Annotated in this window: 22 protein-coding genes and 2 pseudogenes; 8 read left to right on the top strand and 16 right to left on the bottom strand. The window is 57.3% G+C overall.

The window, feature by feature from the left end:
• Positions 1–18 precede the first annotated feature (18 nt).
• The 3 genes from DCC27_RS03015 to DCC27_RS03005 all read right to left on the bottom strand — a co-directional run bounded on the left by DCC27_RS03015 (position 19) and on the right by DCC27_RS03005 (position 4,959).
• Positions 19–3,579, bottom strand: a complete 3,561-nt coding sequence (locus tag DCC27_RS03015) for a DNA polymerase III subunit alpha (RefSeq protein WP_110101019.1) — start codon at positions 3,577–3,579, stop codon at positions 19–21.
• A gap of 2 nt (positions 3,580–3,581) precedes the next feature.
• Positions 3,582–3,743 carry a hypothetical protein gene (locus DCC27_RS12395; RefSeq protein WP_243857338.1) on the bottom strand — a complete coding sequence of 54 codons (162 nt, stop codon included), beginning with the start codon at positions 3,741–3,743 and terminating at the stop codon, positions 3,582–3,584.
• A gap of 388 nt (positions 3,744–4,131) precedes the next feature.
• Entirely contained in the window at positions 4,132–4,959 is an 828-nt protein-coding gene (locus tag DCC27_RS03005) for an SOS response-associated peptidase (protein WP_110110081.1), read from the bottom strand.
• 179 nt (positions 4,960–5,138) lie between these two features.
• On the opposite strand from DCC27_RS03005, the gene DCC27_RS03000 reads away from it, so the two are divergent.
• Both DCC27_RS03000 and DCC27_RS02995 read left to right on the top strand, forming a co-directional pair.
• The gene (locus DCC27_RS03000; RefSeq protein WP_110098237.1) at positions 5,139–6,230 is read left to right on the top strand and encodes an S-(hydroxymethyl)mycothiol dehydrogenase; all 1,092 of its coding nucleotides are present in this window, start codon (positions 5,139–5,141) and stop codon (positions 6,228–6,230) included.
• A gap of 85 nt (positions 6,231–6,315) precedes the next feature.
• Positions 6,316–6,960 (top strand): MBL fold metallo-hydrolase, encoded by a 645-nt coding sequence (locus tag DCC27_RS02995; protein ID WP_110098236.1) that lies wholly within the window; start codon positions 6,316–6,318, stop codon positions 6,958–6,960.
• A gap of 87 nt (positions 6,961–7,047) precedes the next feature.
• Here the strand turns inward: DCC27_RS02995 and DCC27_RS02990 are convergent, their stop codons facing one another.
• The 6 genes from DCC27_RS02990 to DCC27_RS02965 all read right to left on the bottom strand — a co-directional run bounded on the left by DCC27_RS02990 (position 7,048) and on the right by DCC27_RS02965 (position 13,493).
• Positions 7,048–7,884: a thioesterase family protein gene (locus DCC27_RS02990; RefSeq protein ID WP_110110080.1), complete on the bottom strand. Its 837-nt coding sequence runs from the start codon at positions 7,882–7,884 to the stop codon at positions 7,048–7,050.
• A 189-nt stretch (positions 7,885–8,073) separates the two neighbouring features.
• Entirely contained in the window at positions 8,074–9,054 is a 981-nt protein-coding gene (nrdF, locus tag DCC27_RS02985) for a class 1b ribonucleoside-diphosphate reductase subunit beta (RefSeq protein ID WP_110110079.1), read from the bottom strand.
• 74 nt (positions 9,055–9,128) lie between these two features.
• On the bottom strand, positions 9,129–11,255 hold the full coding sequence (nrdE, locus tag DCC27_RS02980) for a class 1b ribonucleoside-diphosphate reductase subunit alpha (protein WP_110101014.1): 2,127 nt from the start codon (positions 11,253–11,255) through the stop codon (positions 9,129–9,131).
• A 17-nt stretch (positions 11,256–11,272) separates the two neighbouring features.
• Positions 11,273–11,764 (bottom strand): class Ib ribonucleoside-diphosphate reductase assembly flavoprotein NrdI, encoded by a 492-nt coding sequence (gene nrdI / locus DCC27_RS02975; protein WP_110101013.1) that lies wholly within the window; start codon positions 11,762–11,764, stop codon positions 11,273–11,275.
• 30 nt (positions 11,765–11,794) lie between these two features.
• A complete protein-coding gene (gene nrdH / locus DCC27_RS02970; protein ID WP_110098232.1) occupies positions 11,795–12,040 on the bottom strand; it encodes a glutaredoxin-like protein NrdH in 246 nt (81 codons plus the stop codon).
• 553 nt (positions 12,041–12,593) lie between these two features.
• Positions 12,594–13,493 carry an HAD family hydrolase gene (locus tag DCC27_RS02965; protein ID WP_168186064.1) on the bottom strand — a complete coding sequence of 300 codons (900 nt, stop codon included), beginning with the start codon at positions 13,491–13,493 and terminating at the stop codon, positions 12,594–12,596.
• Positions 13,494–13,645: 152 nt separating this feature from the next.
• Between DCC27_RS02965 and DCC27_RS02960 the strand changes: the two genes are divergently transcribed.
• The 3 genes from DCC27_RS02960 to DCC27_RS02950 are packed head-to-tail and all read left to right on the top strand — an operon-like array spanning position 13,646 to position 17,865.
• Positions 13,646–15,181: a DUF1846 domain-containing protein gene (locus tag DCC27_RS02960; RefSeq protein WP_110101010.1), complete on the top strand. Its 1,536-nt coding sequence runs from the start codon at positions 13,646–13,648 to the stop codon at positions 15,179–15,181.
• Positions 15,182–15,220: 39 nt separating this feature from the next.
• Positions 15,221–16,501 carry an amino acid deaminase/aldolase gene (locus tag DCC27_RS02955; protein ID WP_146206425.1) on the top strand — a complete coding sequence of 427 codons (1,281 nt, stop codon included), beginning with the start codon at positions 15,221–15,223 and terminating at the stop codon, positions 16,499–16,501.
• Positions 16,501–17,865 carry a D-arabinono-1,4-lactone oxidase gene (locus tag DCC27_RS02950; RefSeq protein ID WP_146206424.1) on the top strand — a complete coding sequence of 455 codons (1,365 nt, stop codon included), beginning with the start codon at positions 16,501–16,503 and terminating at the stop codon, positions 17,863–17,865. Before DCC27_RS02955 ends, DCC27_RS02950 begins: the two co-directional genes overlap by 1 nt.
• Here the strand turns inward: DCC27_RS02950 and DCC27_RS02945 are convergent.
• From DCC27_RS02945 to DCC27_RS12385, 7 genes and pseudogenes are all read right to left on the bottom strand, one after another.
• Positions 17,862–18,800, bottom strand: a complete 939-nt coding sequence (locus tag DCC27_RS02945; RefSeq protein ID WP_110101007.1) for a ribokinase — start codon at positions 18,798–18,800, stop codon at positions 17,862–17,864. The two genes, DCC27_RS02950 and DCC27_RS02945, sit on opposite strands and share 4 nt — an antisense overlap.
• 33 nt (positions 18,801–18,833) lie before the next feature.
• On the bottom strand, positions 18,834–19,616 hold the full coding sequence (locus DCC27_RS02940; protein ID WP_110101006.1) for an amino acid ABC transporter ATP-binding protein: 783 nt from the start codon (positions 19,614–19,616) through the stop codon (positions 18,834–18,836).
• Positions 19,613–20,581, bottom strand: coding sequence for an amino acid ABC transporter permease (locus DCC27_RS02935; protein WP_110110077.1), 969 nt, complete (start codon positions 20,579–20,581; stop codon positions 19,613–19,615). Before DCC27_RS02935 ends, DCC27_RS02940 begins: the two co-directional genes overlap by 4 nt.
• A gap of 12 nt (positions 20,582–20,593) precedes the next feature.
• On the bottom strand, positions 20,594–21,538 hold the full coding sequence (locus tag DCC27_RS02930; RefSeq protein WP_110110076.1) for an ABC transporter substrate-binding protein: 945 nt from the start codon (positions 21,536–21,538) through the stop codon (positions 20,594–20,596).
• 49 nt (positions 21,539–21,587) lie between these two features.
• Positions 21,588–22,943 (bottom strand): annotated as a pseudogene (locus DCC27_RS02920) (DASS family sodium-coupled anion symporter).
• A gap of 107 nt (positions 22,944–23,050) precedes the next feature.
• On the bottom strand, positions 23,051–23,335 hold the full coding sequence (locus DCC27_RS12390) for a hypothetical protein (RefSeq protein ID WP_246840124.1): 285 nt from the start codon (positions 23,333–23,335) through the stop codon (positions 23,051–23,053).
• Positions 23,336–23,487: 152 nt separating this feature from the next.
• Positions 23,488–23,685 carry a TetR family transcriptional regulator gene (locus tag DCC27_RS12385; RefSeq protein ID WP_110110074.1) on the bottom strand — a complete coding sequence of 66 codons (198 nt, stop codon included), beginning with the start codon at positions 23,683–23,685 and terminating at the stop codon, positions 23,488–23,490.
• A gap of 185 nt (positions 23,686–23,870) precedes the next feature.
• Here DCC27_RS12385 and DCC27_RS12145 point away from each other — a divergent pair, with 185 nt between their 5' ends.
• The 3 genes and pseudogenes from DCC27_RS12145 (at position 23,871) to DCC27_RS02900 (ending at position 26,024) form a co-directional block, all read left to right on the top strand.
• The gene (locus DCC27_RS12145) at positions 23,871–24,677 is read left to right on the top strand and encodes a hypothetical protein (RefSeq protein WP_122549164.1); all 807 of its coding nucleotides are present in this window, start codon (positions 23,871–23,873) and stop codon (positions 24,675–24,677) included.
• Positions 24,622–24,867, top strand: a pseudogene (locus DCC27_RS12640) (type ISP restriction/modification enzyme); the annotation flags it as partial. The gene DCC27_RS12145 and the pseudogene DCC27_RS12640, both read left to right, overlap by 56 nt.
• 26 nt (positions 24,868–24,893) lie before the next feature.
• Positions 24,894–26,024 carry a type ISP restriction/modification enzyme gene (locus tag DCC27_RS02900; RefSeq protein WP_166769818.1) on the top strand — a complete coding sequence of 377 codons (1,131 nt, stop codon included), beginning with the start codon at positions 24,894–24,896 and terminating at the stop codon, positions 26,022–26,024.
• Positions 26,025–26,053: the final 29 nt, after the last annotated feature.

Raw genomic sequence — 26,053 nt, 5'->3', positions numbered from 1 at the left:
TTTGTTTGTGTCCTGAGATCATGGTTGTGGAGTGCTGTCAAGGGGCGTGGGTTCCCACGTCTCGGGATCTGGAACGGGAATGGGCCGGGCATGGTGGGGTATGACCTTCAGCGGCGGAAGCTTGCGGTCACGGTCTAACCAGGCGGCCCATTGCTCTCGGGTTTTGTCTAAGTAGTCCGGGTCGGGCAGACGTTGCCGGTCATGGAGGTCCCAAGCCCGAACAGCCTGCACATTGACTGCTCGGCGACCGGTTCTACGTGTCGTACCTTCAATGAGCAAGAGACGGGAACCAAACAGCAGGTTGCCGGAGTTATGTTGGGCCTCAGTAAAGAACGTGGTGTCAACGAGTCCGGTCCCGTCATCGACAGAGATAAACACCACCCGACGTCCGCTACGCATCGGCGGAGTTTGAGTAGCAACTCTAACTCCAGCAACCAACACGCGAGATTGAGTGCGCAGGCTCAACAGTTTGTCAGCTGGGGTCACTCCCAGAGCATTCAGATACGGGTAGTGGGATTGCATCAGGTGCGCGGTGGTATCCAAGGCGGTGAGATCTAATTCGGTCGCAACCTGTTCGGTTACCGTCGGAGCAGGAAACAGTGCCGGCAGGCTCGACAGCTCGGTGTCGGGAAGTTCAAAGGCCAGTTGCCCGGGAATTTGACGCGACGGTTTGCGGACTCGACGGCCCGACAGGTCTCCTGTGGCAGAGTCTTGTCGGGCATGTTGGTGTTGCAGATAGTGCACCAGATCGGTCCGCGACAGCCCGTGCGGGGTGATCAGAGCATCGAGAGCACCGAGCTGTGCTAAGTGTTCTAAGGTCCGGCGATGGAGTCCGGAGCGATCGCGCACATCAGCCAGGGTGGTATAGGGCCGTGCCGCGAGGAGACGTTTTCGTTCGGTCGCGCTCATGCCCGAGACCGTCGTCAGCGACAGCCGGATGCCCCAACGCTTTTGGTCGGGCACCCATTCCAGGTGCATGTGCTCAGTGGACCGGTTAATATCGACCGGAAGCACCGGGATACCCAACCGGCGGGCTTCGGCGACCATCACACGTTGCGGATACATACCGGGGTCGTGTTCGAGTACTGCAGCCATAAAGGCTTCGGGGTAATGGGTTTTTAGCCAGGCTGAATGGTAGGTCGGCACCGCGAAGGCTGCCCCGTGTGCTTTACAGAACCCAAATGACCCGAAAGCTGCCAGGGTATTCCACACCTCGTCGATGACTGCGCGGTCCCAACCTCGTTGGTGTGCCCGGGAACGAAAATAGGATTCAACCTTGTCTTGTTGCTCCGAGCCGAGTTGACGACGTAGCTCATCGGCTCGGGCCAGTCCGCAACCGGTCAGTGTATCCAGGGTGCGCAGAATTTGTTCATGGAATACCGTGACCCCGTGGGTCTCTTCCAGAATCCCTTGTAGCGCCGGGTGAGGATAGTGCGCCGGGGCATCTCCGTTGCGGAAATCAAGGAAAGGCCTCACCATGTCGGATTTCATGGGGCCGGGGCGAAATAACGAGATATCAATGATCAGGTCATTGAGGTTTCGGGGTTCCAGTTTGCCGATCAGCTCACGCTGGCCCGGTGATTCAATTTGGAAACATCCGAGGGTGTGGGTACTACCGATCATGTCGAAGGTAGCGCGATCATCGCGGCTGACGTGTTCGAGGTCGATGACTTCCCCGGTGGATTCCTGGATCTGCTGGAGCGTGTAGGCGATGGTGGACTGCATGCGCACTCCCAGCACATCCAGTTTCAACAGCCCCATCGAGTCCATGTCGTGTTTATCAAACTGACTCATGGGCAAATCGATCCCGGAAGGTTGCACCGGGGTGCGATCGAGCAGGGTGGAATCGGAGAGGATCACCCCGCAGGGGTGCATGGAGATGTGTCGTGGCAACCGGTCGAGGCGTTCGGTGATATCAACTAGTAAGTCCAGCTGGTGATTGCCCAAGCTCCGTTGGGCCTGTAACCGGTGGGAGAACTCTGCTAGTTCTGGCATAGTCTCCATGGCTTCTCGAAAATGTGAGGCTGAAAACCGCCACATCTGTTGGGCAATGGCATCGACGTCGTGTTCTTCCATGCCCAGGGCACGTCCAGCATCACGGATCGCCCCGCGAACTCGGTACCCGTTTTGCATGCTCATTAACGTGGTGCGTGAGTCACCGAAGCGATCAAAGATCGCTCGGTAGATCTCGTGGCGTCGGGCAGATTCGACGTCGATATCAATATCGGGCAGAGTCGACCGATCTTGAGAGAGGAACCGTTCAAAGATCAGCTCGTGTTCGATGGGGTCGACATCTGAGATACGTAAAACGTAATTGACCAGCGAGGACGCACCCGAGCCACGGGCCGAGGCACGCACTCCCATGTTCTCAATCATGGCAACCACTTCTGCCACGGTGAGAAAATAGCTGGAAAAATCCAAGTCCTGGATGATGTTCAGCTCGTGTTGCAGGCGATGGGACAGCTGAATTCCGTGGCGGGAATGTTCCGGCACTCCGGGAAAGCGTTGAGTAAGTCCGGCCCGACAACGTTGCGTGAGTTCACGTCCGGGATCTGCGCTCAGACCGATCACCCCGGTTTCTGGCACCCTGGGTTGTCCCCATCCAAGATCGGTTCGAGGATCCAGCACACACCGGCGAGCCAGCTCTTGGGTACGGGTGATCAGCTGACGGGCTCCGCTCAGACCGGTACCTGCCTGATGCGATATTTCGCCAGCCAGCTGGTGCATCTGTGCGGAGCTTTTCAGCCACCCTTGGCCAGTGGGCTGAAGATCGTGTAACTGATCTAAACTGGTCAAGCTACGGGCCGCATCCAGCACATCGGCGGTGGCTGCTTGATCGGGGCTAACATAGCGCACCGCATTGGTGAGCACCGAGGGAAGTCCCAGGTCTTCGGCAACCCGTAAAAACTTCACCGCGTGTGAGGTTGAGAGTCGTTGCCCCGGCGGAGCTAGATGGCTGACAACCTCAATCCACAGCCCACCGTGTGGCAGGATATTTCGCCATTGACGTAGCAACTTCCGCCCGTCGTGGTAACGCCGTTGGGCAAAGGCGCGACCGACCGGTGATTCTGGACCCAGCAGAACATAGAGATCCGGTGCCGGTGCCGTAGTAGAGTAGCCGCCTCCCATGGCATCAGCCAGCTCTGTGACGGTGATGTAGGGGGCTCCCCCGCTGGTTCCGCCCAGCGTGTGTGCATGGGCCTGAGAGATCAGCCGTACCAGCGCACGGTAGCCAGCACCCATATGAGGTGAGGAGCATGACCCGGCCTCATGATGACCGGCTGCCAAAATAGTGAGGCGTCCTAACCGATGGCGTGGGATACGGCCTGGTTTCGGTGCAGGATGATCTCCAGCGACCGCTAGGTTAACTCCCACCACAGGTGCAATCCCGTGATCAAGACATGCGCGGAGGTGCTTTGCCATCCCGTAGAGCCCATCACGGTCTGTGAGCCCTAGAATTTCTGCCCCATCAGCAGCTGCTGCAGCCACTAAATCTTCTGGCCAGGACACACCGTAGTGCGTACTATACGAGCTGGAAACATTCAGATGGGGAAACGGCGAGGTATGCCGGATGCCCATCCCTAAGCGGTTTCCCGTTCGGCAAGCTGGGCACCATCGTGAACCTTAATGAGCCTCCACAGCCCGGAGTCCAGATGATGGGAGACATCCACGGTCATCACCGGTTGCGTGGACGAAGATATAGCGGGTCTGATCTGTAGGCGCCATACTTCGTGATCGATCATCCCTTGGCCCCTACCAGCGACAAAACGTGATTGTTGGGACCACCAGCGGCAACGTTGAAACCAACGCTGTGGTTCAGCGACCACGGTATAGTTTCGGCCCTTGAGATGCAGATGTAAGGGCATGCCGGCCGTGGTGCACACGACCCGAACAGATTGAGTTAACAACCCCATGATGATGCCTTCTTTCACCATACTTCCAATCAATCAGCCTGGTTCTCAGGCCAAATATGCAGAAATGGGAAGCACATGATCGTTGGGAAGGCCGATCATGACCACCAGTCTAAGAGAACATTCGTTCTAACTGCAACTGAACTTATCGGGCTACCAGGGACAAGATAAGAACATTTGATTGGTAGATAAAAGAGGGTGTGCGACCAAGCGAAGGATCTTAGAGTCCTGGAAGATGTTGCGTCTCGACCGGTTTAGTCAGTTCGGGGCCGTTGTTGCGCACATTGCCGACCGCGGTCGAGACCGGGTGCATCTGCCACTGGTCGCCCGCTGTGTCGTAGGCTTGTGCAACCACGGTATCGACCAGAGCTTGGGCCTGATCAGCATTGGTCAATTTCTCCGGCGCCAGCCAGTGGTCCATGGTCAACTGATTCATGGGCAACGGAAACCGATCATGCAGTCCCGCTAGCTCGTCGAGGACCTCGGGGCTACTACCGGGTTCCGGAGAAGCCCCGGTGAGGATCGTGGTAGACAGCACCCAGCCACGCGGATCATCGGTGGCTATTTCAGGGTCAGCCCACCATTCGTATAACCCAGCAAAAAAGATCGGGGCACCGTCTTTGCGGCTCACATAATAGGGCTGTTTTTTCTGGGTGCCTCGTGCAGTGGTACCGGGAAGCTTTTTCCACTCGTAGTATCCATCGACCGGAACCGCGCAACGTTGGGATCGAACGGCAGCACGAAAACTTGGTTTGGTGACCACCGTTTCTGATCTGGCATTGAACGTTCTGGACCCAAAGGACAGATCCTTCGCCCAGCCAGGGACCAGACCCCAGTGTGCCAGATGAACCTCCCGGCGCACGTGTCCGCCGGAATCGTCCGCGTTTTCGGACGTTGCCTCGACCGGTCGCTCCACGACAATCGCTACGTCCTTGGTCGGAGCCACGTTGTAGTCTTCACGGAGTTCTAGCTGTTCTTCCGGGGTGTGAACCCCTGCGGCTGCAACTAAGTCGCCGATCGCTCGAGCCATCACAAATCGTCCGCACATGGTGCCAGTATGCCACGAGCTGCTCAAGCGTTCATGGTGAAGGACTGATCACAGCTTGCGGTAGCAATAATAAACAAACTCTTATATTTCGGTGCCGAACTGTGATGAGATGGAGAGCAAGGGAAAATTCCCTCTCACAACACTGAGCTTTCGTCAATTGAGGAGCGTGTGTTTCCCTGATGTCCCACCACGTCAAAGCAGCGGTTGTTAAATCCCAAGATGACCCGGTCTCCATTGAAACCATCGTGGTCCCCCATCCTGGGCCCGGTGAAGTCGTCGTCGATGTCAAAACCTGCGGCGTCTGCCATACCGATTACAGTTATGTCTCCGGTGGCGTAGGCGATAATTATCCGTATCTTCTCGGCCACGAGTCCACCGCTGTCGTCTCCGAAATTGGGGAAGGCGTTACCGAAGTTGCTGTCGGCGATAAGGTCATTCTGAACTGGCGAGCTGTCTGCGGTGAATGCCGCGCGTGCCGTAAGGGTGATCTGAAGTACTGTTTCAATACCCACAACGCCACCCAGAAAATGACTCTGGAGGACGGGACCGAACTCGAAGCAGCCCTGGGTATCGGGTCCTTTGCCGAGAAAACCCTTGTTGCCGCCGGTCAGTGCACCAAAATCGATGAAGTCCCAGAGTCTTCTGACGCTGCCGTAGGACTGCTGGGTTGTGGCGTCATGGCAGGTATCGGTGCTGCCATCAATACTGGCGAGATCAAACGAGGGGAAGCTGTGGCAGTCATCGGTTGCGGTGGTGTCGGCATGGCCGCTATTGCCGGGGCACAATTGGCCGGAGCTACCACGATCATCGCCGTCGATATCGAAGATCGGAAACTCGAGCAGGCGAAGCAGTTTGGTGCCACGGAAACGGTCAACTCGAAAAATACCGATCCGGTAGCTGCCATCCAAGAGCTGACCGGTGGGTTCGGAGCCGATGTCGTCATTGAGGCAGTCGGTCACCCTGAAACCTATAAACAAGCCTTCTATTCCCGTGACCTGGCCGGTCGCGTGGTCTTGGTCGGTGTACCACGCCCAGACATGGATATCACCCTTCCCTTCCAGGATGTCTTCTCTCATGGTGGCGCTCTCAAATCGTCCTGGTATGGCGATTGCTTGCCGTCTCGAGATTTCCCGATGCTTGTTAACCAGTACCGGCTGGGGCGCCTAGATCTCAATGCTTTTGTCACCGAACGAATTGGTCTCGATGACATCAATGGTGCTTTCAAAAAGATGCACGCGGGCGATGTCCTCCGCTCGGTTGTCGAGCTCTAACATCCAGTTTCGTTGCGACACTTTGTGCTCCAAAACCTCTGATTACCCGATACCGACCGTTGAGCGGTCCGAAGGAGAACCGACCATGACAGCCCGCATTGACCACCTCGAAACGTCAGGAACTTTTAGTCTCGATGGCGAAACCCATCAGGTCGACAACAATGTATGGATCGTCGGTAACTCGACCGAGTGCATCATCATCGATCCAGCGCACGATGCCAATGCTGTCCATCAGGCAGTCCAAGGTCGCAACGTCGCCGCTATCCTGCTCACGCACGGTCACGATGACCATATTTCCGAAGCTCTCACAGTTCGTGATTTCGTCGATGCCCCGGTTTTGCTCAATGCTGAAGACCGGATGCTCTGGGACGCGGTCTACCCCGTCCAAGGTCCCGACGGATCTATTCAGGACGGAGATACTTTCACGATTGCTGGTGTCACCTTAACAGCGTTTGAAACCCCCGGTCACTCGCCCGGATCCACCTGTTTCTATTCTGCGGAGCTGGAAGATGGGCAGGGCGCGGTCTTCACCGGTGACACACTTTTTGCTGGGGGGCCCGGTGCTACCGGAGGACGGTCCTACACCAGCTTTGACGCCATCATTAAATCGATTTCCGAGGTGTTGTTGGAGTTGCCTGAATCCACGCGGGTATTGACCGGTCACGGTGAGTCCAGCACCATCGGCACTGTCAAACCACACCTGCAGGAATGGATTGATCGCGGATACTAAAGATTATCGCGAAAACCAATCACAAGCACTTATTCAGCAGTGGCCGGAGACCTGTCGGGTCACCGGCCACAACGATAGGCATGCATGTTAGGCCCTCATATCACGTACCGACAGTGACTGTTCGGCACGCCCGAGATATCCTTTGCTGTCGGAAAGCACCGTGGAGGTAACCCCCAGACCGTTGTCGCCCAACGACACCGAGGTGGCCATCCCCAGCCAGTCCTCAGAGGGTTCGCGCATCAGGTGGATGCTCAGGTCAACGTTGGCGAAATAGACCTCGTCGTGATAGGGCTCAACTGCTGGTGCCAATCCGTTGGCGATATCGATCATCCCGATCGCGTGCACGAACGGGCTGGTAGGCTCATCCAGGATCATGGGAATCTCCGTATTGGCCCAGATCCGGCCGTGTCCCGGCGCGTGGTCGTCTGCTGCCCGAGATTGAATGGAGGCCACCAGTCCCCCGGCCCACCGCTTATTGAAGCCGGCATCCGGGGAACACTGATCAATCGGAGCGAGAAGTGTGTCATCATGCAGACGGTGTGCCCGGGACGTATCAGAGGAAATGAGTCGCCAGGTCCGCGCAGTCAGTACCGCACGGCCTTGGGCCTCCACAGTGGACTGAACCAGCTCGATAGTGCGACCGGGGCGAATGTTGCGGGTGGTGACCTTCACTTCGCCGGCATGAAGCTTGCCGAGAATATCGAAACTGATACGTGAGGTGGTGAAGTTCTCACGCGGTTCATAGGCCTCCAGTTCCGCGGCGACCAGGCCAGACACAGCAGCCATGTGCAGTTCATCGTCTTGCCAGGACCCAGTGGCACGTTCTGTTGAGGTGAAATATGAAATCCGAGTTCCCTCAGTGAACTCGGTTGCCCCGGATCGAACGAAATACGCGTGTGGTGTGGAGTGTGATTCTTCAGCCATAACCGCTATCTAACCACTTTTTCACCACAAATATGAGGTCACACACACCCGAAGGGACCGAATGACTCTCAAAGAGTCGTCCTGTCAATCTGTTTGGCTCTTTGGCGTTGCTTCTCGACGTGGAGCTAACATAGCTCAGCCCCGCAGGCTTCTGCGGGGCTGAGCTATCGTGGTGGCTTGAAGTATTAGTTAGAAGTCCCAGTCGTCGTCTTCGGTTTCCTCAGCTTTACCAATCACGTAGGAAGAACCAGAACCGGAGAAGAAGTCATGGTTCTCATCAGCATTCGGGCTCAACGCCGAGAGGATCGCCGGGTTCACATCGGTGAGGGTATCCGGGAACATGGCCTCGTAACCGAGGTTCATCAGGGCTTTATTGGCGTTGTAGTGCAAGAACTTCTTGACGTCTTCAGCCAATCCCAGCTGATCGTAGATGTCGTGGGTGTAGGTAACTTCGTTGTCGTAGAGATCTTGCAGCAGGTCGAAGGTAAATTCCTTCAGCTCTGCCTGCCGCTCCGGGCTATCGTTGACCAGGTTGCGCTGATACTTATATCCGATGTAGTACCCGTGCACGGCCTCGTCACGGATGATCAGTCGGATCAAGTCTGCGGTGTTGGTCAAACGTGCTTGGGAAGACAGGTACATCGGCCAGTAGAACCCGGAGTAGAACAAGAAAGATTCCAGCATCGTGGAGGCAATCTTGCGCTTCTGGGGGTCATCGCCTTCGTAGTGTTCGACCACGTGGGAGGCCTTGTACTGCAACGTGGGTTCGTCCCCGGCCCAGCGAAACACCTGGTCAATGACGTCCGAGGAGGCCAAGGTCGAAAAAATCGAGGAGTAGGACTTGGCGTGAACTGATTCCATGAAACAGATATTGGTGTATACCGCTTCTTCATGCGGAGTCAGCGAGTCCGGCATCAGCGAGACCGCACCAATCGTGCCCTGAATGGTATCAAGCAGGGTCAGACCCGCAAAGATCTTCATGGTCACGTCTTTTTCTTGGTCGGTCATTCGCGCCCACGACTGCAGGTCGTTGGAGAGCGGAACTTTTTCAGGCAACCAGAAGTTCGAGGTCAGACGATTCCAGACCTCCAGGTCTTTTTCGTCTTCTATATCGTTCCAGTTAATGGCCTGAAAGTTCGTGAACCGTGCTTTGACTTCTTCAGGTGTCATGATGTCCTTGGTGTCCTTTGGAGCAGATCGTCACGGAGTAGGGAGACAAGTGCGGAACGAATCCGCTCACGACCCTACAGCATGCACGATACGCAACCTTCGACTTCAGTTCCTTCCAACGCCAGCTGGCGAATCCGAATGTAGTACATGGTCTTGATGCCGTGGGTCCAGGCGTAGATCTGAGCCTTGTTGACATCGCGGGTCGTGGCGGTGTCTTTGAAGAACAGTGTCAGGGACAGCCCTTGGTCCACATGCTGGGTCGCAGCGGCGTAGGTGTCGATGATCTTCTGGTATCCGACCTCGTAGGCATCCTCGAAGTACTCCAAGTTGTCGTTATTCAAGTAGGGAGCCGGGTAGTAGACACGACCCAGCTTGCCTTCTTTACGAATCTCGATCTTGGACGCGATCGGGTGAATCGAGGAGGTCGAGTTATTGATGTAGGAGATCGAACCTGTCGGTGGGACGGCCTGTAGGTTCTGGTTGTAGATCCCGTGGGTCATCACCGAGTCCTTCAGTTCCCGCCAGTCATCCTGGGTCGGGATGTCAATGCCACTGTCGGCAAAGAGCTGAGCGACCCGTTCGGTCGCCGGCTGCCACGCCTGGTCGGTGTACTTATCGAAGAACACTCCGGAGGCGTAGTCCGAGTCTTCGAATCCTCCAAAACGTTCTCCGGTTTCGATCGCGATCTTGTTGGAGGCCCGCAACGCGTGGTACAGCACCGTGTAGAAATACATGTTGGTGAAGTCCAGGCCTTCTTCGGAGCCGTAGTGGATGTGTTCGCGTCCGAGATAACCGTGCAGGTTCATCTGCCCCAGACCGATGGCATGCGAAGAGGCATTGCCTTTGGCAATCGAAGGCACCGAAGCAATGTTGGACAGATCCGACACAGCAGTCAGCGCCCGGATCGCGGTCTCCACCGAGCCACCCAGGTCTCCGGAGTCCATAGCTTTGGCAATGTTCATTGATCCGAGATTGCACGAGATGTCCTTGCCCACGAACTCGTAGTCGAGGTTCTCGGCGTAGGTGGAGGCTTCCGAGACCTGCAGGATCTCTGAGCACAGATTCGACATGGTGATCCGACCCTTGATCGGGTTGGCCCTGTTGACCGTGTCTTCAAAAACGATGTAGGGGTAGCCCGATTCGAACTGGATTTCCGCTAGCGTCTGGAAAAAATCACGAGCGTTGATTTTGGTCTTGCGGATCCGAGGATCATCGACCATCTCGTAGTACTTTTCCGTTACCGAGATATCGCTAAACGGCTTACCGTAAACCCGCTCAACGTCATAGGGACTGAACAAGTACATGGCCTCGTTCTTCTTAGCCAGTTCAAAGGTGATATCAGGGATCACCACTCCCAAAGATAGGGTCTTGATCCGGATCTTCTCATCAGCATTTTCGCGCTTGGTGTCGAGGAACCGGTTGATGTCGGGGTGGTGGGCGTGCAGGTATACGGCCCCGGCCCCCTGACGGGCACCGAGCTGGTTGGCGTAGGAGAAGGAGTCCTCCAGTAGCTTCATGACCGGGACCACGCCCGAGGACTGGTTCTCGATGTGCTTGATCGGTGCGCCGTTTTCACGCAAGTTGGTCAGCGACAGTGCCACGCCACCACCACGCTTGGACAGCTGCAGTGAGGAGTTGATGCCACGGGCGATAGATTCCATATTGTCTTCAACCCGTAGCAAAAAGCACGACACTAGTTCGCCCCGCTGTTTCTTCCCCGCGTTCAAGAAGGTTGGGGTGGCAGGCTGGAACCGTCCGCCGATGATTTCATCCAGCAGATTAGTGGCTAGTTGTTCATCGCCACGGCCCAGGTAGAGTGCGTTCATCACCACACGGTCTTCATAGCGCTCCAGGTAGCGTTCGCCGTCGAAGGTCTTCAGCGCATAAGAGGTGTAGAACTTAAACGCTCCCAAGAAGGAGGGAAAACGGAACTTATATGCGTAGGCACGGTCGAAGAGTGAGTCAATAAATTCTTTCGAGTATTGCTCGAAAGTCTCTGGCTCATAGTAGTCGTGCTCAATGAGGTACTTAATCTTCTCATCGGTGCTGTGAAAGAAGACAGTATTCTTATTGACGTGCTGTAAGAAGTACTGTCGAGCAGCAGCGTGATCGGCCTCAAACTGGATCTTGCCGTCGGGCCCGTAGAGATTGAGCATGGCGTTCAGCTCGTGGTAGCCCATGTTCTGCCATGCTTCGGGCATCGATTTAGCGGACTGAATCAATTCTTGTTCCGTGACTGCTGTTGCCAAAATTCTTCCAATCCTTCTTTAACGCGGGCAACGTCGGAGGCGGTGCCCATCAGTTCAAACCTGTACATTACCGGTACCTGGGTCTTGGCGGAGATGATGTCGGCACCCAGGCAATAAGCATCGTAAAAATTGGTATTTCCAGAACCGATCACGCCTTGAAGTAGGTCCCGGTTTTTTTTGAGGTTGAGGAATTTGATGACCTGTTTGGGGACGGCCCCGCGACCGTCTCCCCCACCATAAGTGGGAAGCAACAGCACAAAAGGTTGTTGTGCTTCGAGGGTGGGTTCTTTGGTCATCAACGGCAACCGGGCGGTTACCCCAGCTGGTAGCTGAAGTTTTTCCACGAAATGGTGGGTGTAGCCTGACGCCGATGAAAAATAGATCAGCCGAGCATTGGTGGTCTGCAGCTGCTGCTGTTCTGGGGAGCGAATAAATGAACGATCTGCGACCGCGGTGCTCATCTCGTGACTCCCTCCTGACAGAAAAAGGTGTTAGGCGACAGTGGTGGCCTGCTGCTGGCCGAGCTCAGCAATCTTGTCGGGACGGAAACCTGACCAGTGGTCACCTTCGGTCATCACGACAGGAGCCTGCATGTAGCCCAGTGCACGCACCTGCTCCAGTGCCTCCATGTCTTCAGACATGTCGACCACCTTGTACTCGATACCCTTCTTATCCAGGGCACGGTAGGTAGCGTTGCACTGAACGCAGGCTGGCTTGCTGTAAACGGTCACGCTCATGATCTATCTCCTGAAAAACAAGGACGGTTTTTTCAAAGCAACGCTTGACAACCAATCCGGGGTTCTTGGTCTCTTTATTCGATCTGCCAGGTCATGTACGTTGTGGCGATCGATCTTGTTTAATACTACATCTAGGGATGAGCTTTGCAAGCAACCACAATATCCTGTGGATTACATGCCTGTAACTCCTCCACAGGCTTGTCCACAGAACATGAGGGTGAATGGCAGATGAACAGCAGTTGCGCATCCGCACGAACGCGCGCTTCTGATTCAACACCACGCAGGGTATCCACAACGTGTGCATGAGGTTGTCCACCCAAAAATCGCCAAAAAGTTTCTTATCTCACCCCGCGTGTCGCGCGTCGTAAACTGACAAAACACAATCCCTAGTGGACTCCATAACGGAAAACCACTAGGGATTGTGTCTAAGGGGTGCCGGTGGTGAAGATCGTCAGAATATAACTATGAGTCGCGCAGGAGCCCTGAAACGACCACCACCATGAGAGCTGACGCAGACCGAGCGTCTGGCGTACTCGGCCTGTCGATGTCAGGTCTAAGGCGCGTATTCCACGAGTGCTTCCATCAAGGCAATCACTCCGTGATCTGTATTGGCGCCAATCGCAAAATCTGCCACCTCGAATACCTCAGGATGAGCATTAGCGACCACGACCGAGGTGCCAACGCCTTTAAGCATCTGCAGATCATTGAGGTAATCTCCCACGGCCATGCAGTCTTGTAGTGAGACCTCGTGATGCTCCCCCAAAGCGGACAACCCCGTGGCTTTACTGACGCGGGAATCCATGATGTCAACCCATTGGCGTCCCGAGCGCACGATATCGACAGTGGCGAGTTGCTCAGTATTTGCGGCATGCTCTTCGAGACTCCTCAGGAACCGTTGGTATTGATCCGCGTCGGGAATGTAGACGGCCATCTTCACGACGTCAAACTCTGCACGACCGACGGCGCTCACCAGCTCATCGTCATACCGCAGGCTCCGGTAGTAAACCTGAATGGCCTCGAACAGGGACGGATCAACCTGGCGAATGAGCGCTTCCGCAGCTGAACAGACCACCACCCCTACCCGGTCTAGTCCGGTCGTGGCAGCGGTGATCGCCCCTAATGCGGCCATCACCGTGGGCTTGTTCCACGATTGGGTGGCGATAACCTGGCCTTGACTGGCGACCACAGCACCGTTTTCCGCCACAAAGTCGCTGATCGTTTCGTCTGAAGCAAACATCTCTGACAAGGTCGCCAGCTGGCGCCCCGAGCTGGGCACCACCTGACATCCCGCCCGATGTAGATCCTGGGCTAATGACCAGAACGAATCCGGAATTCTCTTGGCCCCGTCCAGCAGGGTCCCGTCCATATCCAGGGCCAGTAACCGGGGAAAACGAGCCTCGGGATCCTGTCTGACATACTCCACAATCGCCGGCCATGCCATTGTTGCGTTCATAACTGCCTTCCTCATTCTCACCTATCCACCGGGGCAAGAATCGTTCTCGCCTTCTGGCCTCATCCTCGCTACTGCTCAACTCACCGGCTAATCTCACATCACGCGGCGGGGTGTCAGGTTTGTCCCAGCAGAAGGTGCTTAAATGGACAGACATGACCACACTGCGTGAATTTGTTGCTCCAGAGCCATCCACCATTCACCCTCACGGTTTCGACCCGCAACGCTACATTGAGTTACAGTCACGCTATATTATCGAACGTCGCGAGAAGATCGGCGGCAAACTCTACCTCGAAATGGGTGGGAAGCTCTTCGATGATTTCCACGCTTCCCGAGTCCTTCCCGGTTTCACCCCGGACAATAAGATCTCGATGCTCCATCAGCTCCGCGATGAGCTGGAAATCCTCATCTGTGTCAATGCTTTCGATATCCAAGGTCAGAAGATTCGTGCCGATTTAGGCATTACCTATGAAGAAGATGTGCTACGGCTCATCGACGTGTTTCGCGAACGCGGATTCCTGGTGCAGAACGTCGTGATTACACAATATTCAGACGATAATGCCCTCGCGAAAGACTTCTCTCGTCGCCTCGGCAATGCCGGACTGCAGGTCTCGCACCACTTCACCATTCCCGGATACCCCAATGACACGTCCCGGGTGATTTCCGACGAAGGATTCGGACAGGACGAATTCGCCGAAACGACCCGAGACCTGGTGGTCGTCACCGCACCGGGACCGGGGTCTGGCAAATTGGCGACCTCGCTATCGCAGATCTATCACGAGTACCAACGAGGTGTCGTCGCCGGCTATGCCAAGTTTGAAACCTTCCCGATCTGGAACCTCCCCCTAGAACACCCGGTTAACCTCGCCTATGAGGCCGCCACCGCCGACCTCGACGATATTAACGTGATCGACCCGTATCACCTGACCGCCTATGACGAAAAGGTGACCAGTTATAACCGCGACGTCGAGGTCTTCCCCCTGCTAAAGGCGATGCTGGAAAAGCTCTCGGGAACATCGCCCTATCAGTCGCCCACCGATATGGGCGTGAATATGGCCGGTCGGTGCATCAGTAACGATCTCGCCTGCCAGCACGCCGCTCAACAAGAGATCATCCGGCGCTGGTATAAGGCCAAGGTCGATGAATTCAAAGCCGATATCGACGACACCGTATCATCCCGGATTCGGATTGTGATGGCCAAAGCCGGGGTGGAGCCTCATGACCGCGTGGTGGTCGCACCTGCCCTGGAGCGGGCTGAGAAGAGCGGCCAGCCGGCCAGCGCCATGCAAGTCGCCGACGGCAAGATTATTACCGGCAAGACCTCACCGCTGTTGGGGTGTTCCGCGGCGATGTTGCTTAACGCACTGAAGTACTTGGCCGGCATTGACGATCACCAACACCTGCTGTCTCCTGAGTCGATTGAGCCGATCCAGACCCTGAAAACCCAGCACTTAGGTTCGAAGAACCCGCGTCTGCATACCGATGAGGTGCTCATTGCGCTATCGGTCTCGGCCGCTTCCAATCCCACGGCAGCCCGAGCCATTGACCAGATCAAGAATCTGCGTGGCTGCGATGTACACACCACGACTATTCTGGGCTCGGTGGATGAGGGCATCTTCCGGTCCCTGGGGATGCAAGTCACCTCCGAGCCAAAGTATCAGCGCAAAACACAGCTGTATCACAAGCACTAAAAACCATCCGCTGGGCCGGTGGCACGATATGCTATCAGTGTGACAGAACACACATTGCTTGCTCATCGCCAGCCCGCCACCCCGGACGCTGCCACCGAGTTGCTCGGGCTCAGCGACCTGGCTACCACCAGCGATACACCCAGCGCGCAGCAACGGTCCGGCTTTGCGGAGATGGCTCGCGCTATCACGGGGTTCAGCGCGCCCCTGGGTGTGCTAGACCGGCGGGCGTTCACCACCAATGTTGCTACCCTGCGCAACCGTGCCGACGGGGTCCCGCTGCGGGTGGCTTCTAAATCGGTGCGTTCTGTGCCGGTGCTTCATGCGGTGTTGCGTGTGCCGGGTTTTCAGGGGGTTCTGGCCTATTCACTGCGCGAGTCGATCTGGTTGGTGCGTGACGGTCTGGATGATGTGGTGGTCGCCTATCCCAGCGTCGATACCGCGGTACTGACAGAGCTGATCAGCGACCAGACACTCAGCGATGCCATCACCCTGATGGTCGACCACCCTGACCACCTCGGGCTGCTGGCTTCAGTGCACCGCCAGGCGGGCTCGCCGCCCCACCGGTTTCGAGTCTGTTTGGACCTGGATTGTTCCTACCGGTTTGCGGGCTTGCACTTAGGGACCCGGCGCTCGCCCATTCACCACCGCCAGCAGGCGGTCAACGCAGCCCGTGCAGTGATCGCGACCCCGGCGCTCAACCTCGTGGGGATCATGGGCTATGAGGCTCAAGTGGCCGGGGTGAACGACACCAGCCCTGCGGTGCGGATGCTGAAGAAGCTCTCGGTGCCTGAACTGACCGCCCGCCGTGGTGCGGCGGTGTCCGCTATCGGCGAGCTGACCGAGCTGGAATTCGTCAACGGCGGGGGCACCGGCTCGGTGGAGTCCACCAGGATTGATCCGTCAGTCACCGAGATCACGGTCGGCTCAGGGCTCTACGCCTCCCACTATTTCGATCACTACACCACCTTCACGCAGCGCCCGGCTACCTACTTCGTCTTGGATATCACCCGGATACCGGCACCCGGGTACGTCACCGCCGCCGGTGGCGGATGGATTGCCTCCGGAGCACCCGGTCCAGACCGGTTACCGGTTCCGGTCTACCCCGAGGGGTTACGCCTGACCTCGCGGGAGGGTGCCGGCGAGGTGCAGACCCCAATGACCGTAGCTGCCGGTCACCAAGTGGGTATTGGCGACCGAGTGTGGATGCGCCATACCAAGGCCGGAGAGCTATGTGAGCATCTCAATGAATTGCACGTCGTTGATGGCGCTGACCATCTCGGAGTGGTCACGACCTATCGCGGAGAAGGACAGATGTGGTGATGGCAATACCACGGTGGTTACCATGTCGAAAACCCATCGGATCACAGCGGAATTGGTCGGGTCATTACCGGTGGAGCCCGCGCACCACCCTGAATCCTAGGTCGGTGGAGGAACTACAGGCCATTCTCACCCGGGCCCGAACCACCGGCCGGCAGGTACGTCCGGTCGGTTCTGGACATAGCTTTTCGGCCGTCGCGGTCGGTGAAGACATCCAGGTGCTCACCGATCATCTCAGCGGGCTAATCGACTTCGATCATCGCGCCGGGCGGGTGACGCTAGCAGCCGGTACAAAGTTGTGGCAGATCCCGCACCTGTTGGCCGGCACGGGGTGGGCGATGGAGAATCTCGGTGATATTAACCGCCAGTCCATTGCCGGGGCCATCTCCACCGGAACTCATGGCACCGGACTCCGGTTCGGTGGGCTTTCCTCCCAACTTGCCGGATTGGCTATGATCACCGGCGACGGCGAGCACCTGAAAGTTTCCGATCAACACCCGCAACTGCTGGACGCCTTGCGGGTGACCCTGGGCGCTTGTGGTGTCCTCACCGAGGTCACCCTGCAACTGGTCCCCGACTATGATCTGCACACCAGCCAGTGCTTGCAACCCATCGACGAGGTACTCGATGGGTGGGAACAGCTGAACACTGACAACGACCACTTTGAGTTCTTTTGGTTCATGCGTAGCCAGCAGGCGGTCACCAAAACCTCTCGTCGGCTTCCCGCCGGAACCGTGGCACAGACTCAGGCCGGGCATTCCCGCCTCGTGCAACGAGGTCAAGACCTCACCGGGCTGGTGCGCGAGGAGGTGATCAGTAACGCCGGATTCGCTGCGATCTGCCGGCTGGGCAATCTGGCACCGCAGGTGACCCCACGGCTCAATGACCTCACCACTCGGGGGTGGGGTCAATCCGAGCGGATCAAGAATTGGGCGACTGCTTTTGCTTCACCGCGGCGAGTACGGTTCAACGAGACCGAGTTCGCCGTAGATTTCCAGGCAGTTCCCGAAGTACTACGCGAACTTGACCGAGCCCTGCGTGATCGGGGCTTATCAGCCACATTCCCGATCGAGGTGCGTAGTGCGGCCGCCGATAGCGGATGGTTAGCCACCAGCCAGGGTCGAACCACCGGCTATATTGCCGTGCACCGGCACGCCCCAGAGGATTTCGCCGACTACTTTGCCACCGTCAGCGAGGTGATGTCGGCGTATCAGGGCCGGCCTCACTGGGGTAAGTGGCATACACTGACCGCCGAGCAGTGTGCTACACGCTATGAACACTGGGAGGATTTCCTCCGGGTGCGTCAATGTCTGGATTCCTCCGGGACGATGCTGAGTCCGCATCTGCGCGAGGTGTTCGGTCTCTAGCGGATAGCGTCCAGAATGGCCGGAACCTTTTCCTCCAGGTCCGGCTGTCGTGTGGGGTAACCTTGGGTGCCCTGGGACTCACAGGCGAAGGATCCGGCGACGGTGCCCCAGGCGGCTGCCGTGACCACGTCTTCGCCAGCGACCAAGGCCGCCACCAGGGCTCCCGTGAAAGCATCCCCGGCGCCAGTGGTATCGACCACGTCGGTGTCTCGCGCCGGCACCGTCACCAGCTTCTGGCCCTGCTGAGTACACACCTGGCTCCCGCGCTCGCCCAGGGTCACCACCACATCAAGGTGATAGCGCTGGGAGAGTCGAGTAGCCAGATCAACGGTGCCCAGACCCGAGGTATCGCCACTCAACGTGGTGGCTTCAATCTCATTGACCACCAGCACGTCGGTGTACTCCAGCACCTCAGCGTGAGTGGTTGCCGGGGCAGCGTTGAGCACAGTGCGAGCACCAGCCCGCTGCCCAGCGCGGAGTCCGGCCACCACGGTGGGGTAGGGAATCTCCAGCTGGGCCAGGACGAGATCATCGGTGCTGACTTGGTTCAACGCCGCGACGGCATGGTCGGGATGCAAGGCAGCATTGGCTCCGGCGGCCACAATAATGCTATTTTCCCCGGCCGGATCACGCTGGATGGTGGCAATGCCGGTGGGATGGGACTCCACCTGGGTCATCAGCGAGGTATCGAGACGGGGTTCGGACGTGATGGTCTCGAAGATCAACTCAGCTTCGACATCAGTTCCGAGACATCCCACCAGATGCGTTCTCGCCCCGTAGCGTGCGGAGGCCACCGCCTGGTTGAGTCCCTTTCCGCCCAGTGAGGCGGAAGTGTCCTGGGCAAGAATGGTCTCCCCTGCCCGCACGATGTGTTCGACCAACAGATAACGGTCCACATTAGCGCTACCCAGCACGTAAACCTGTGGCTCGGCCATGAGCTGCTCCCTTCCCGACGGCCCAGCCCGACACTAACGTCGGATACTGGCTAAGAATTCCTGGGTGCGACGTTGCTGGGGGTCTTCGATGACCTGCCCGGCCTCCCCTGCTTCGACCACGACTCCCCCGTCCATGAACACCACCGTATCGGCGACATTCCGCGCAAAGCCCATTTCGTGGGTGACCACCAACATGGTCATTCCATCCTCGGCGAGCTCGCGCATCACGGTCAAGACTTCTCCGACTAGCTCTGGGTCCAGCGCCGAGGTGGGCTCGTCGAACAGCATCAGTTTCGGGTTCATCGCCACCGCCCGAGCGATGGCGACACGTTGTTGCTGACCACCCGAAAGCTGGGCCGGATAGGCGGTGGCTTTCGCAGCCAGACCCATTTGGGCCAAGAGCTTCTTCGCGGTGGCTCGGGCCTTATCCAGGGGCTGCTTTTTCACCTTGACGGGTGCCTCGATGATGTTCTCCAACGCCGTGCGGTGCGGGAAGAGGTTGAACTGTTGGAACACCATGCCAATCTCAGAGCGCTGGGCGGCGGCCTGTTTCGGCGTGATTTCGTGCAGTACCCCGTTCTGTTCCCGGTAGCCCATCAGTTCTCCATCGACGTAGAGTCGGCCGGCGGTGATCTGCTCCAGGTGATTCACGCATCGTAAAAACGTGGACTTGCCCGAGCCCGAGGGGCCAATCAGACAGGTGACTTCTCCGGGGTCAACCTGTAGATCGATGCCTTTGAGCACGTCCAGATCTCCGTAGGACTTCCAGATCTGCTGAGCATCAATCATGGGTGTCAGGCTGGCTTGAGCATTCATCGGTTACGACGCTCCTTGTCTGCGGAGTTGACCAGGGTGATGTTGGAGGGGAAATCACCTTCCGCGTCGGCCAGTGCGGCCAACTGACGTGGCGTCAGTTCGCGGGAGACTCCCTTGTTGAAATGCTCTTCCAGGTAGTGTTGTCCGATCATCAGCACCGAGGTGATCGCCAGGTACCAGGTGGCTGCCACCAACAGCATCGGCACCGGATCAAACAGCGCATTGGCAATATCCAGCGACCGGCCGTAAAGCTCCAGCGAGTACGGGATTGCCACGACCAGGGAGGTCGTTTTCAGCATCGAGATCAGCTCGTTGCCGGTGGGTGGAATGATGATGCGCATCGCTTGCGGCAGGATGGTGCGACGCATGGTCAGCCACCAGCCCATGCCCAACGCTTGGGAGGCTTCCACCTGTCCTTCGGGGACCGCTTGAATGCCGGAGCGGACAATTTCGGACATGTACGCGCCTTCATTGAGCGATAGGCCGACCACGGCCAGGACGAACATATTCGACAGCAACGACTGCACGTCGATCTCGGCAAATCCGAGGTTGATTGACTGGTACAACGAGCCGGCCAGCCCCCAAAACACCAACTGGACGTAGATTGGGGTGCCACGGAAGATCCACAGGTACAGCCACGCCACCGATTTGAGCACGATATTCGGCGACATCCGCATCACCGCAGTGACCGATCCGAGGATGACGCCGAACAGCATCGACAGCACGGTCAGTGCCAGGGTATGTCCGGCGGCGTTGACGATGCGGGTGTCAAACAGGTAAGAACGGTAGACGTCCCATCCGTAGTTCTCGTTGTTCAGCGCCGAGATCACGAACCACAACAGCAATCCGGCCACCACGGCGGCGGCTACCCACCGACCGGGATGGCGCAAGGGCTTGGCGCGAATGGGTTCGGGCCTAACCGCTCGGCTCTCGGGTGATGTCTTAGCTGTGGTGTGATCTGTCATGTGCTGGCTCCACTAGGGCGCGAGTGTGTGGGATGAGGGGATCTCGACGGGTTTTTCGTTGACTAAGGGTTCTTCAATCAGACCGTCCTGAATATTCCATTGGTCCAGAATCTCTTCGTAGGTACCAGTTTCAATGAGATGATCCATGGCTGCGACCAGCGCGTTGGTGAGTTCTGCATCTTTCGGCACAGCAAAACCGTAGGGAGCGGCGTGATACATCGGCCCGACCTCCTGAATCTCGCCGTCGGCTTGGTCTTCAACCCAGCTGACAATCGGAGAATCCGCGGCGAAGGCATCAGCCCGACCCAGCACAAACGCGGTCGCGGCATTATCCGAGGTGTCATAGGCCAGAATCTCGATCGGTTCCTCGCCGGCTTCTGCACACGCTTGGGACTTGGGAATGATCTCATCGGTTTGGGCCACGGTATTACGTTGCACGGCCACGGTGAGTCCACAGGGATGTTCGGGATCGATCTCTGCGTCGCGCTCGGCGTGCTGGGCCCACTGAATGCCGGCGTAGAGCGTATTGACGAAATCGTAGTTCTGCCGACGCTCTTCGGTGTCGGTGAATCCGGAACCGCCCACATCCACGGTGCCGGATGACACCGAGGGCAGGATGAGGGCGAAGTCCTGCTCTACCGGTTCAAACTCTAGACCCATCACTGAGGCCAGAGCTCGTCCCAGGTCCATTTCGGTGCCGATGATGGTGCCATCGGAGTCTTTGAATTCGAAGGGTGCAAAGGGCGTGTTGGTGCCCATCCGGAGCACGCCACGTTCTTGCAGGTCCTCGGGAACCAACGCAGCAATCTCGGGGACGGTCTCAGGCACGATCTCGACCCAACCATCAGGATTGCCCCGCTCTTGGTTGGTGCAACCGGTCAGCACCAGGCTGAGCACTACCAGAGTAGCCCACAGCTGCCACAGCGAGACGACACGTCTGGTTTGGGTTCTGGACATGGTCGAATACTACCTGTTTCTCCAGGTCAACGGCGCACCGCGTGACCGGCTACCGAAGAATGACCGGAAGAACAAAGAGAGCGAGAGAACTGACTAGGATCAAGCCGACCACAGTCATCCAGAGTCCGGCTTTGACCATATGAGAGATCTTCAGCTCCCCGGTAGAGAACGCAATCGCATTGGGCGCGGAAGCAACCGGAAGCATGAAGGCACATTGGCAGGCCTGGGTCACCATCATCGCGAAAATCACCGGGTCGTGTCCCACGGAGGCGGCGACCCCAGCCACGATCGGTACAAAGGTGATGATCGTGGCCATCGAAGACGTGAATTCCCTCAGGACGATCACCAATAGCACCACCATCGGGGCCAGCACCCAGACTGGAACGGCACCAAGGCCGCCCAGGGAAGCACCTAGCCAATCAGCCAAGCCACTGTCGGTCACTTGGGCCGATAGCGCTCATCCCCCACCACAAAGAATCAGCACACCCCACGGTGTCTTCAGCGCGGTTTCCCAATTCATCAGCATCACACCTTTGGATGGCTGAGCAGGGATCACGACGGTAGCCACGCCGGCAACCAGGGCGATCACCGCGTCGGTGGCCCAGGGGTCGTCAAAGAGCATCGGGACCACGATCCAGGACACTGCAGCGCTCAGAAACATCATCGTGATACCCAGTTCGCCGGAACCCATCGGGCCCAATTTCTTCAGTTCCGCAAGGAAGAGGTCGCGACCTCCAGGGAGATCTTTCACCTCCGGGCGAAACAAAACCTTGGTGATGATCAGCCAACCCAGGACGAGAAAGACGATCAAAAACGGAATGCCAAACAGCATCCACTGTAGGAACCCGACCTGGTAACCGACCGTTTCCTGCAGGTATCCCACCACGAAGATATTGCCTGGTGAGGCGATGATGGAATCACAGGCACTGAGCGTGGCGGCATAGGCAATCGCAATCATCAGCCCAATACCGAATTGTGAGTGGCCGGAATCGGCGTCCCCCACATCACGACCCCCGCCTTCCTCGCGCACCAGTGGAATCATCATCAGCGCGGTGGCGGTATTGGAGACCCACATACCGAGCGCAGCGGTGGCCATCATCAACCCCAGAATCATCCGGGAAGGTTTCGTCCCCACGACCAAGACGATGAGTATGGCGATGCGACGGTGCAGGTTCCAACGCTGAATGCCAAGTGCGAGCAGGAATCCGCCGAGCAACAAGAAGATGATCTCGCTGGCATATGATCCGGCGACTTCATCCAGGGGAAACACCTGGGTGGCCGGGAACGCGATAAGTGGCACCATGGCAGTAACCGGCAACGGCACGGCTTCGGTAACCCACCAGGTTCCCATCAGCACGACGACCGCGGCGGTCACCCGTGCCGCTATGGCTAGCTCATCGGGCATGAGAAAACCCACAAGCACGGTCAGCCCCAGGCCGAGCAATCATCCCGCATACCGGATGTTTGGGGTTCTGGATGTCACGCCTTAGTGATAGGCACCGCGCAGCTCCCTCACATCGTGTGGCATCGTGACAGCAGCGCGTCCACAGCATCTGCCAGAACTTTGTGGGGACTGATCTGGTGTGTGGCCTTGAGTCGAGCGTAGGTCGGCGCCCGCTCGGCATCGACGGGCACGCGTTTTTCATCGAAGGCCATGGGCGCAGTGAGCGCCGACCCTATCACCACATTGGACAACTGATAGGCGGTCCCGAGCGGATCGGCCACTCCTGCGCTGTCCAATAACACGCACATCCGCTCGGACAGGGCCAAATACGCTGGGCCCCGAGGGGCCCGCATGCCGATGACCTGACCGGCCCACCGATGAGTGGTGAGATGTGTAAAAAAGCACTGCATCAGCAATGGCAGGCTCGAACACCTACGGGGCTCAGCACTCGGCTTCCGCAACCTCACGCACTACATCGCGAGATGTCTGCTCGAGTCCGGCGGCTTCAGACCGGTTCTACACTCTCAATTACGATGAGCCAGTAAAGACTAGCGGGAGCTACACCGATGTCTTGAGCGACAGCACGCAGGGTTAGTGCTTTCAGCCCCCCAGCATCTAATAATCTCACCGATGCTCTGGCAAGATCTTGGATATCCACCGCGCGGAGGCGTTGCACAGGCTTGGGGTGTTCCCAATAAGTCATCGCACCATCCTGCCGATCACCGCCGAGAACACCCGCCTGCGTCTCCTATCCGAGCTAGATACAGAAGCGTATGCGACCGGCGCCAGAGATGAGTCGGTGCGACGCTACGGCCACCTCCCCGAGCCGGACTACACATCGGAGTCTGTGCAGCGGATGATCCGTTCACGGGTACAGGAACCTTCATTGTGCGCCTGCTGCAGTCGGGCATCATCAACACGCACGACCTGGCTCGCAAATATGCGAACGAACTCCACGCGAACGAACTCATGCTGTTGGCCTACTACGTGGCCGCTATCAATATTGAGGCCACCTACCACGGTGTTATGGGTGGTGAGTACACGCCGTTTGAGGGAATCGTCCTGGCTGACACATTCCAGATGTCAGAAGACGGCGACACCCTCGACACGCAAATGTTCACGCAGAACAGCGAACGTGCCACTCGCCAGCTGGACTGCCCCATACAGATTATTCTGGGCAACCCGCCGTACTCAGCCGGACAAACGAGCGCGAACGATAACAACCCAAATCAGACGTATCCGACACTCGATAGCCGAATCCGCGACACTTACGCTGCCAAACGAACAACCAAGGGCGGAAACGTCAACAGCCTGTACGGCTCCTACATTCGGGCTATTCGCTGGGGAGCTGGCCGTTTGGACGACCAGGGCGTTTTGGCCTATGTGACGAACGGTGGGTATATCGACTCGAATTCAGCCGACGGGTTGAGAAACAGCCTCATCGACGACTTTAACCACCTGTATGTGCACAACTTGCGAGGTAATGCTCGAACCTCGGGAGAACAGCGTCGCAAAGAAGGCGGAAATGCGTTCGAAGCGGGAAGCCGCGCGACTGTTGCCATCATGTTGGCGGTCAAAGACCCTGCTCACGCAGGGCCGTGCGTGCTGCACTACAACGACATTGGCGACTATCTGAGCCGTGAAGAAGCTCGAAATCGTAGAGACATCCGACGTTGGCACTATCGAATGGTCTGAGCTTGAGCTGAACGAGCGTGGCGAATGGATCAACCAGTCGTCAGACGCGTTTCAGGCGTTTTATCCGATTGGCGATAAGCATCGTGATGAAACTACGAGGGCATTGTTCTCAACGTACTCAGCAGGCTTGCAGACTAATCGTGATGCGTGGGTCTACAACTTCAGTGAGAAGAAGCTGAGGTCAAATGTGGCCGCTCTAGTGGGACATTTGATGAGGTGCGCGTTTCCTACCAGGCTGAACCGCGTGAGCACCGTAACGAAACCGATGTCCAGAAATGGCTTGGAGACAATCCAGAGTATTTGGACGCAACGAGGATCAAATGGTCCCGCTCTTTGCGTAACTGGGCGGCCCGGGACAGACAGATTGAAATCAGCTCAGACACGTTCCGCAGGAGTATCTACAGGCCCTTCATGAAATCCAGTCTTGCTTTTGGGTCGGGACTCAATCATGAACGCAGCCAGGTTCCGCGGATGTTCCCGGAAGCGGGAATGGAGAACTACGGGTTTTATTGCTTGTCGGGTGGAGGAGGACACCACTTTGCAGTTTTGGCTGTCAACGTGATCCCAGACTTGCATCTAATTGAGACTGGCCAGTTCTTCCCACGGTTTACGTACGAAAAGCTGGATGACTCATCAGGGCCGAGCGATCCGCAGGGGACGTTCGACCTGACCGATGGCCGCGTTTCGGGTGACACCGTCGTCAACGGATACAGGCGGATCGACAATATTTCTGATGACGCGCTCCAGCGCTACCAAGCAGCGTTCGGTGACGGGGTGACGAAGGACGACATCTTCGCAAGCATTTACGCTCTGCTTCATTCGGAGCTGTATCGGAGCACCTATACGGCTGACCTTAAACGGCAGCTGCCGCAGATCTCGTTGCCGGACACGGCGGAGGATTTCCGTAAGTTCGTTGAAGCCGGTGAGCAGCTGTTGGAACTGCACATTCGCTATGAGGAGCAGCCGGAGTATTCGTTGGGTGAAGAAGCCGTGTTTGGCGATACTGACGACCTAGATTTCTATCGTGTGCAGAAGCTGCGTTGGGGCGGGAAGTCTCGTACGCCGAACAAAACGCAGATTGTGGTGAATGACAACATCACACTGACGGGCATTCCGGATGAGGCTCACGAATACATGCTCGGGTCACGTTCGGCCTTGGAGTGGATTCTGGATCGATACCAGGTGAAGACTGACAAGGACTCCGGCATTGTCAACGACCCCAGCGACTGGGGTCTGGAGCACGGAAACCCGCGCTACATTGTGGACCTCATCAAGAAGATCACCTATGTGAGTGTAGAGACGGTGAAGATCGTTAATTCGCTACCGAAACTCACGCTGCGGAAATAAGGTGTAACACCTTGGGGTCATGTGCAAGG

It is taken from the genome of Auritidibacter sp. NML130574 (assembly GCF_003185725.2).
Lineage (GTDB): Bacteria > Actinomycetota > Actinomycetes > Actinomycetales > Micrococcaceae > Auritidibacter > Auritidibacter ignavus.
The sequence above is the reverse complement of the archived record's forward strand: the minus strand, read 5'-3'. Positions and strand labels throughout refer to the sequence as shown.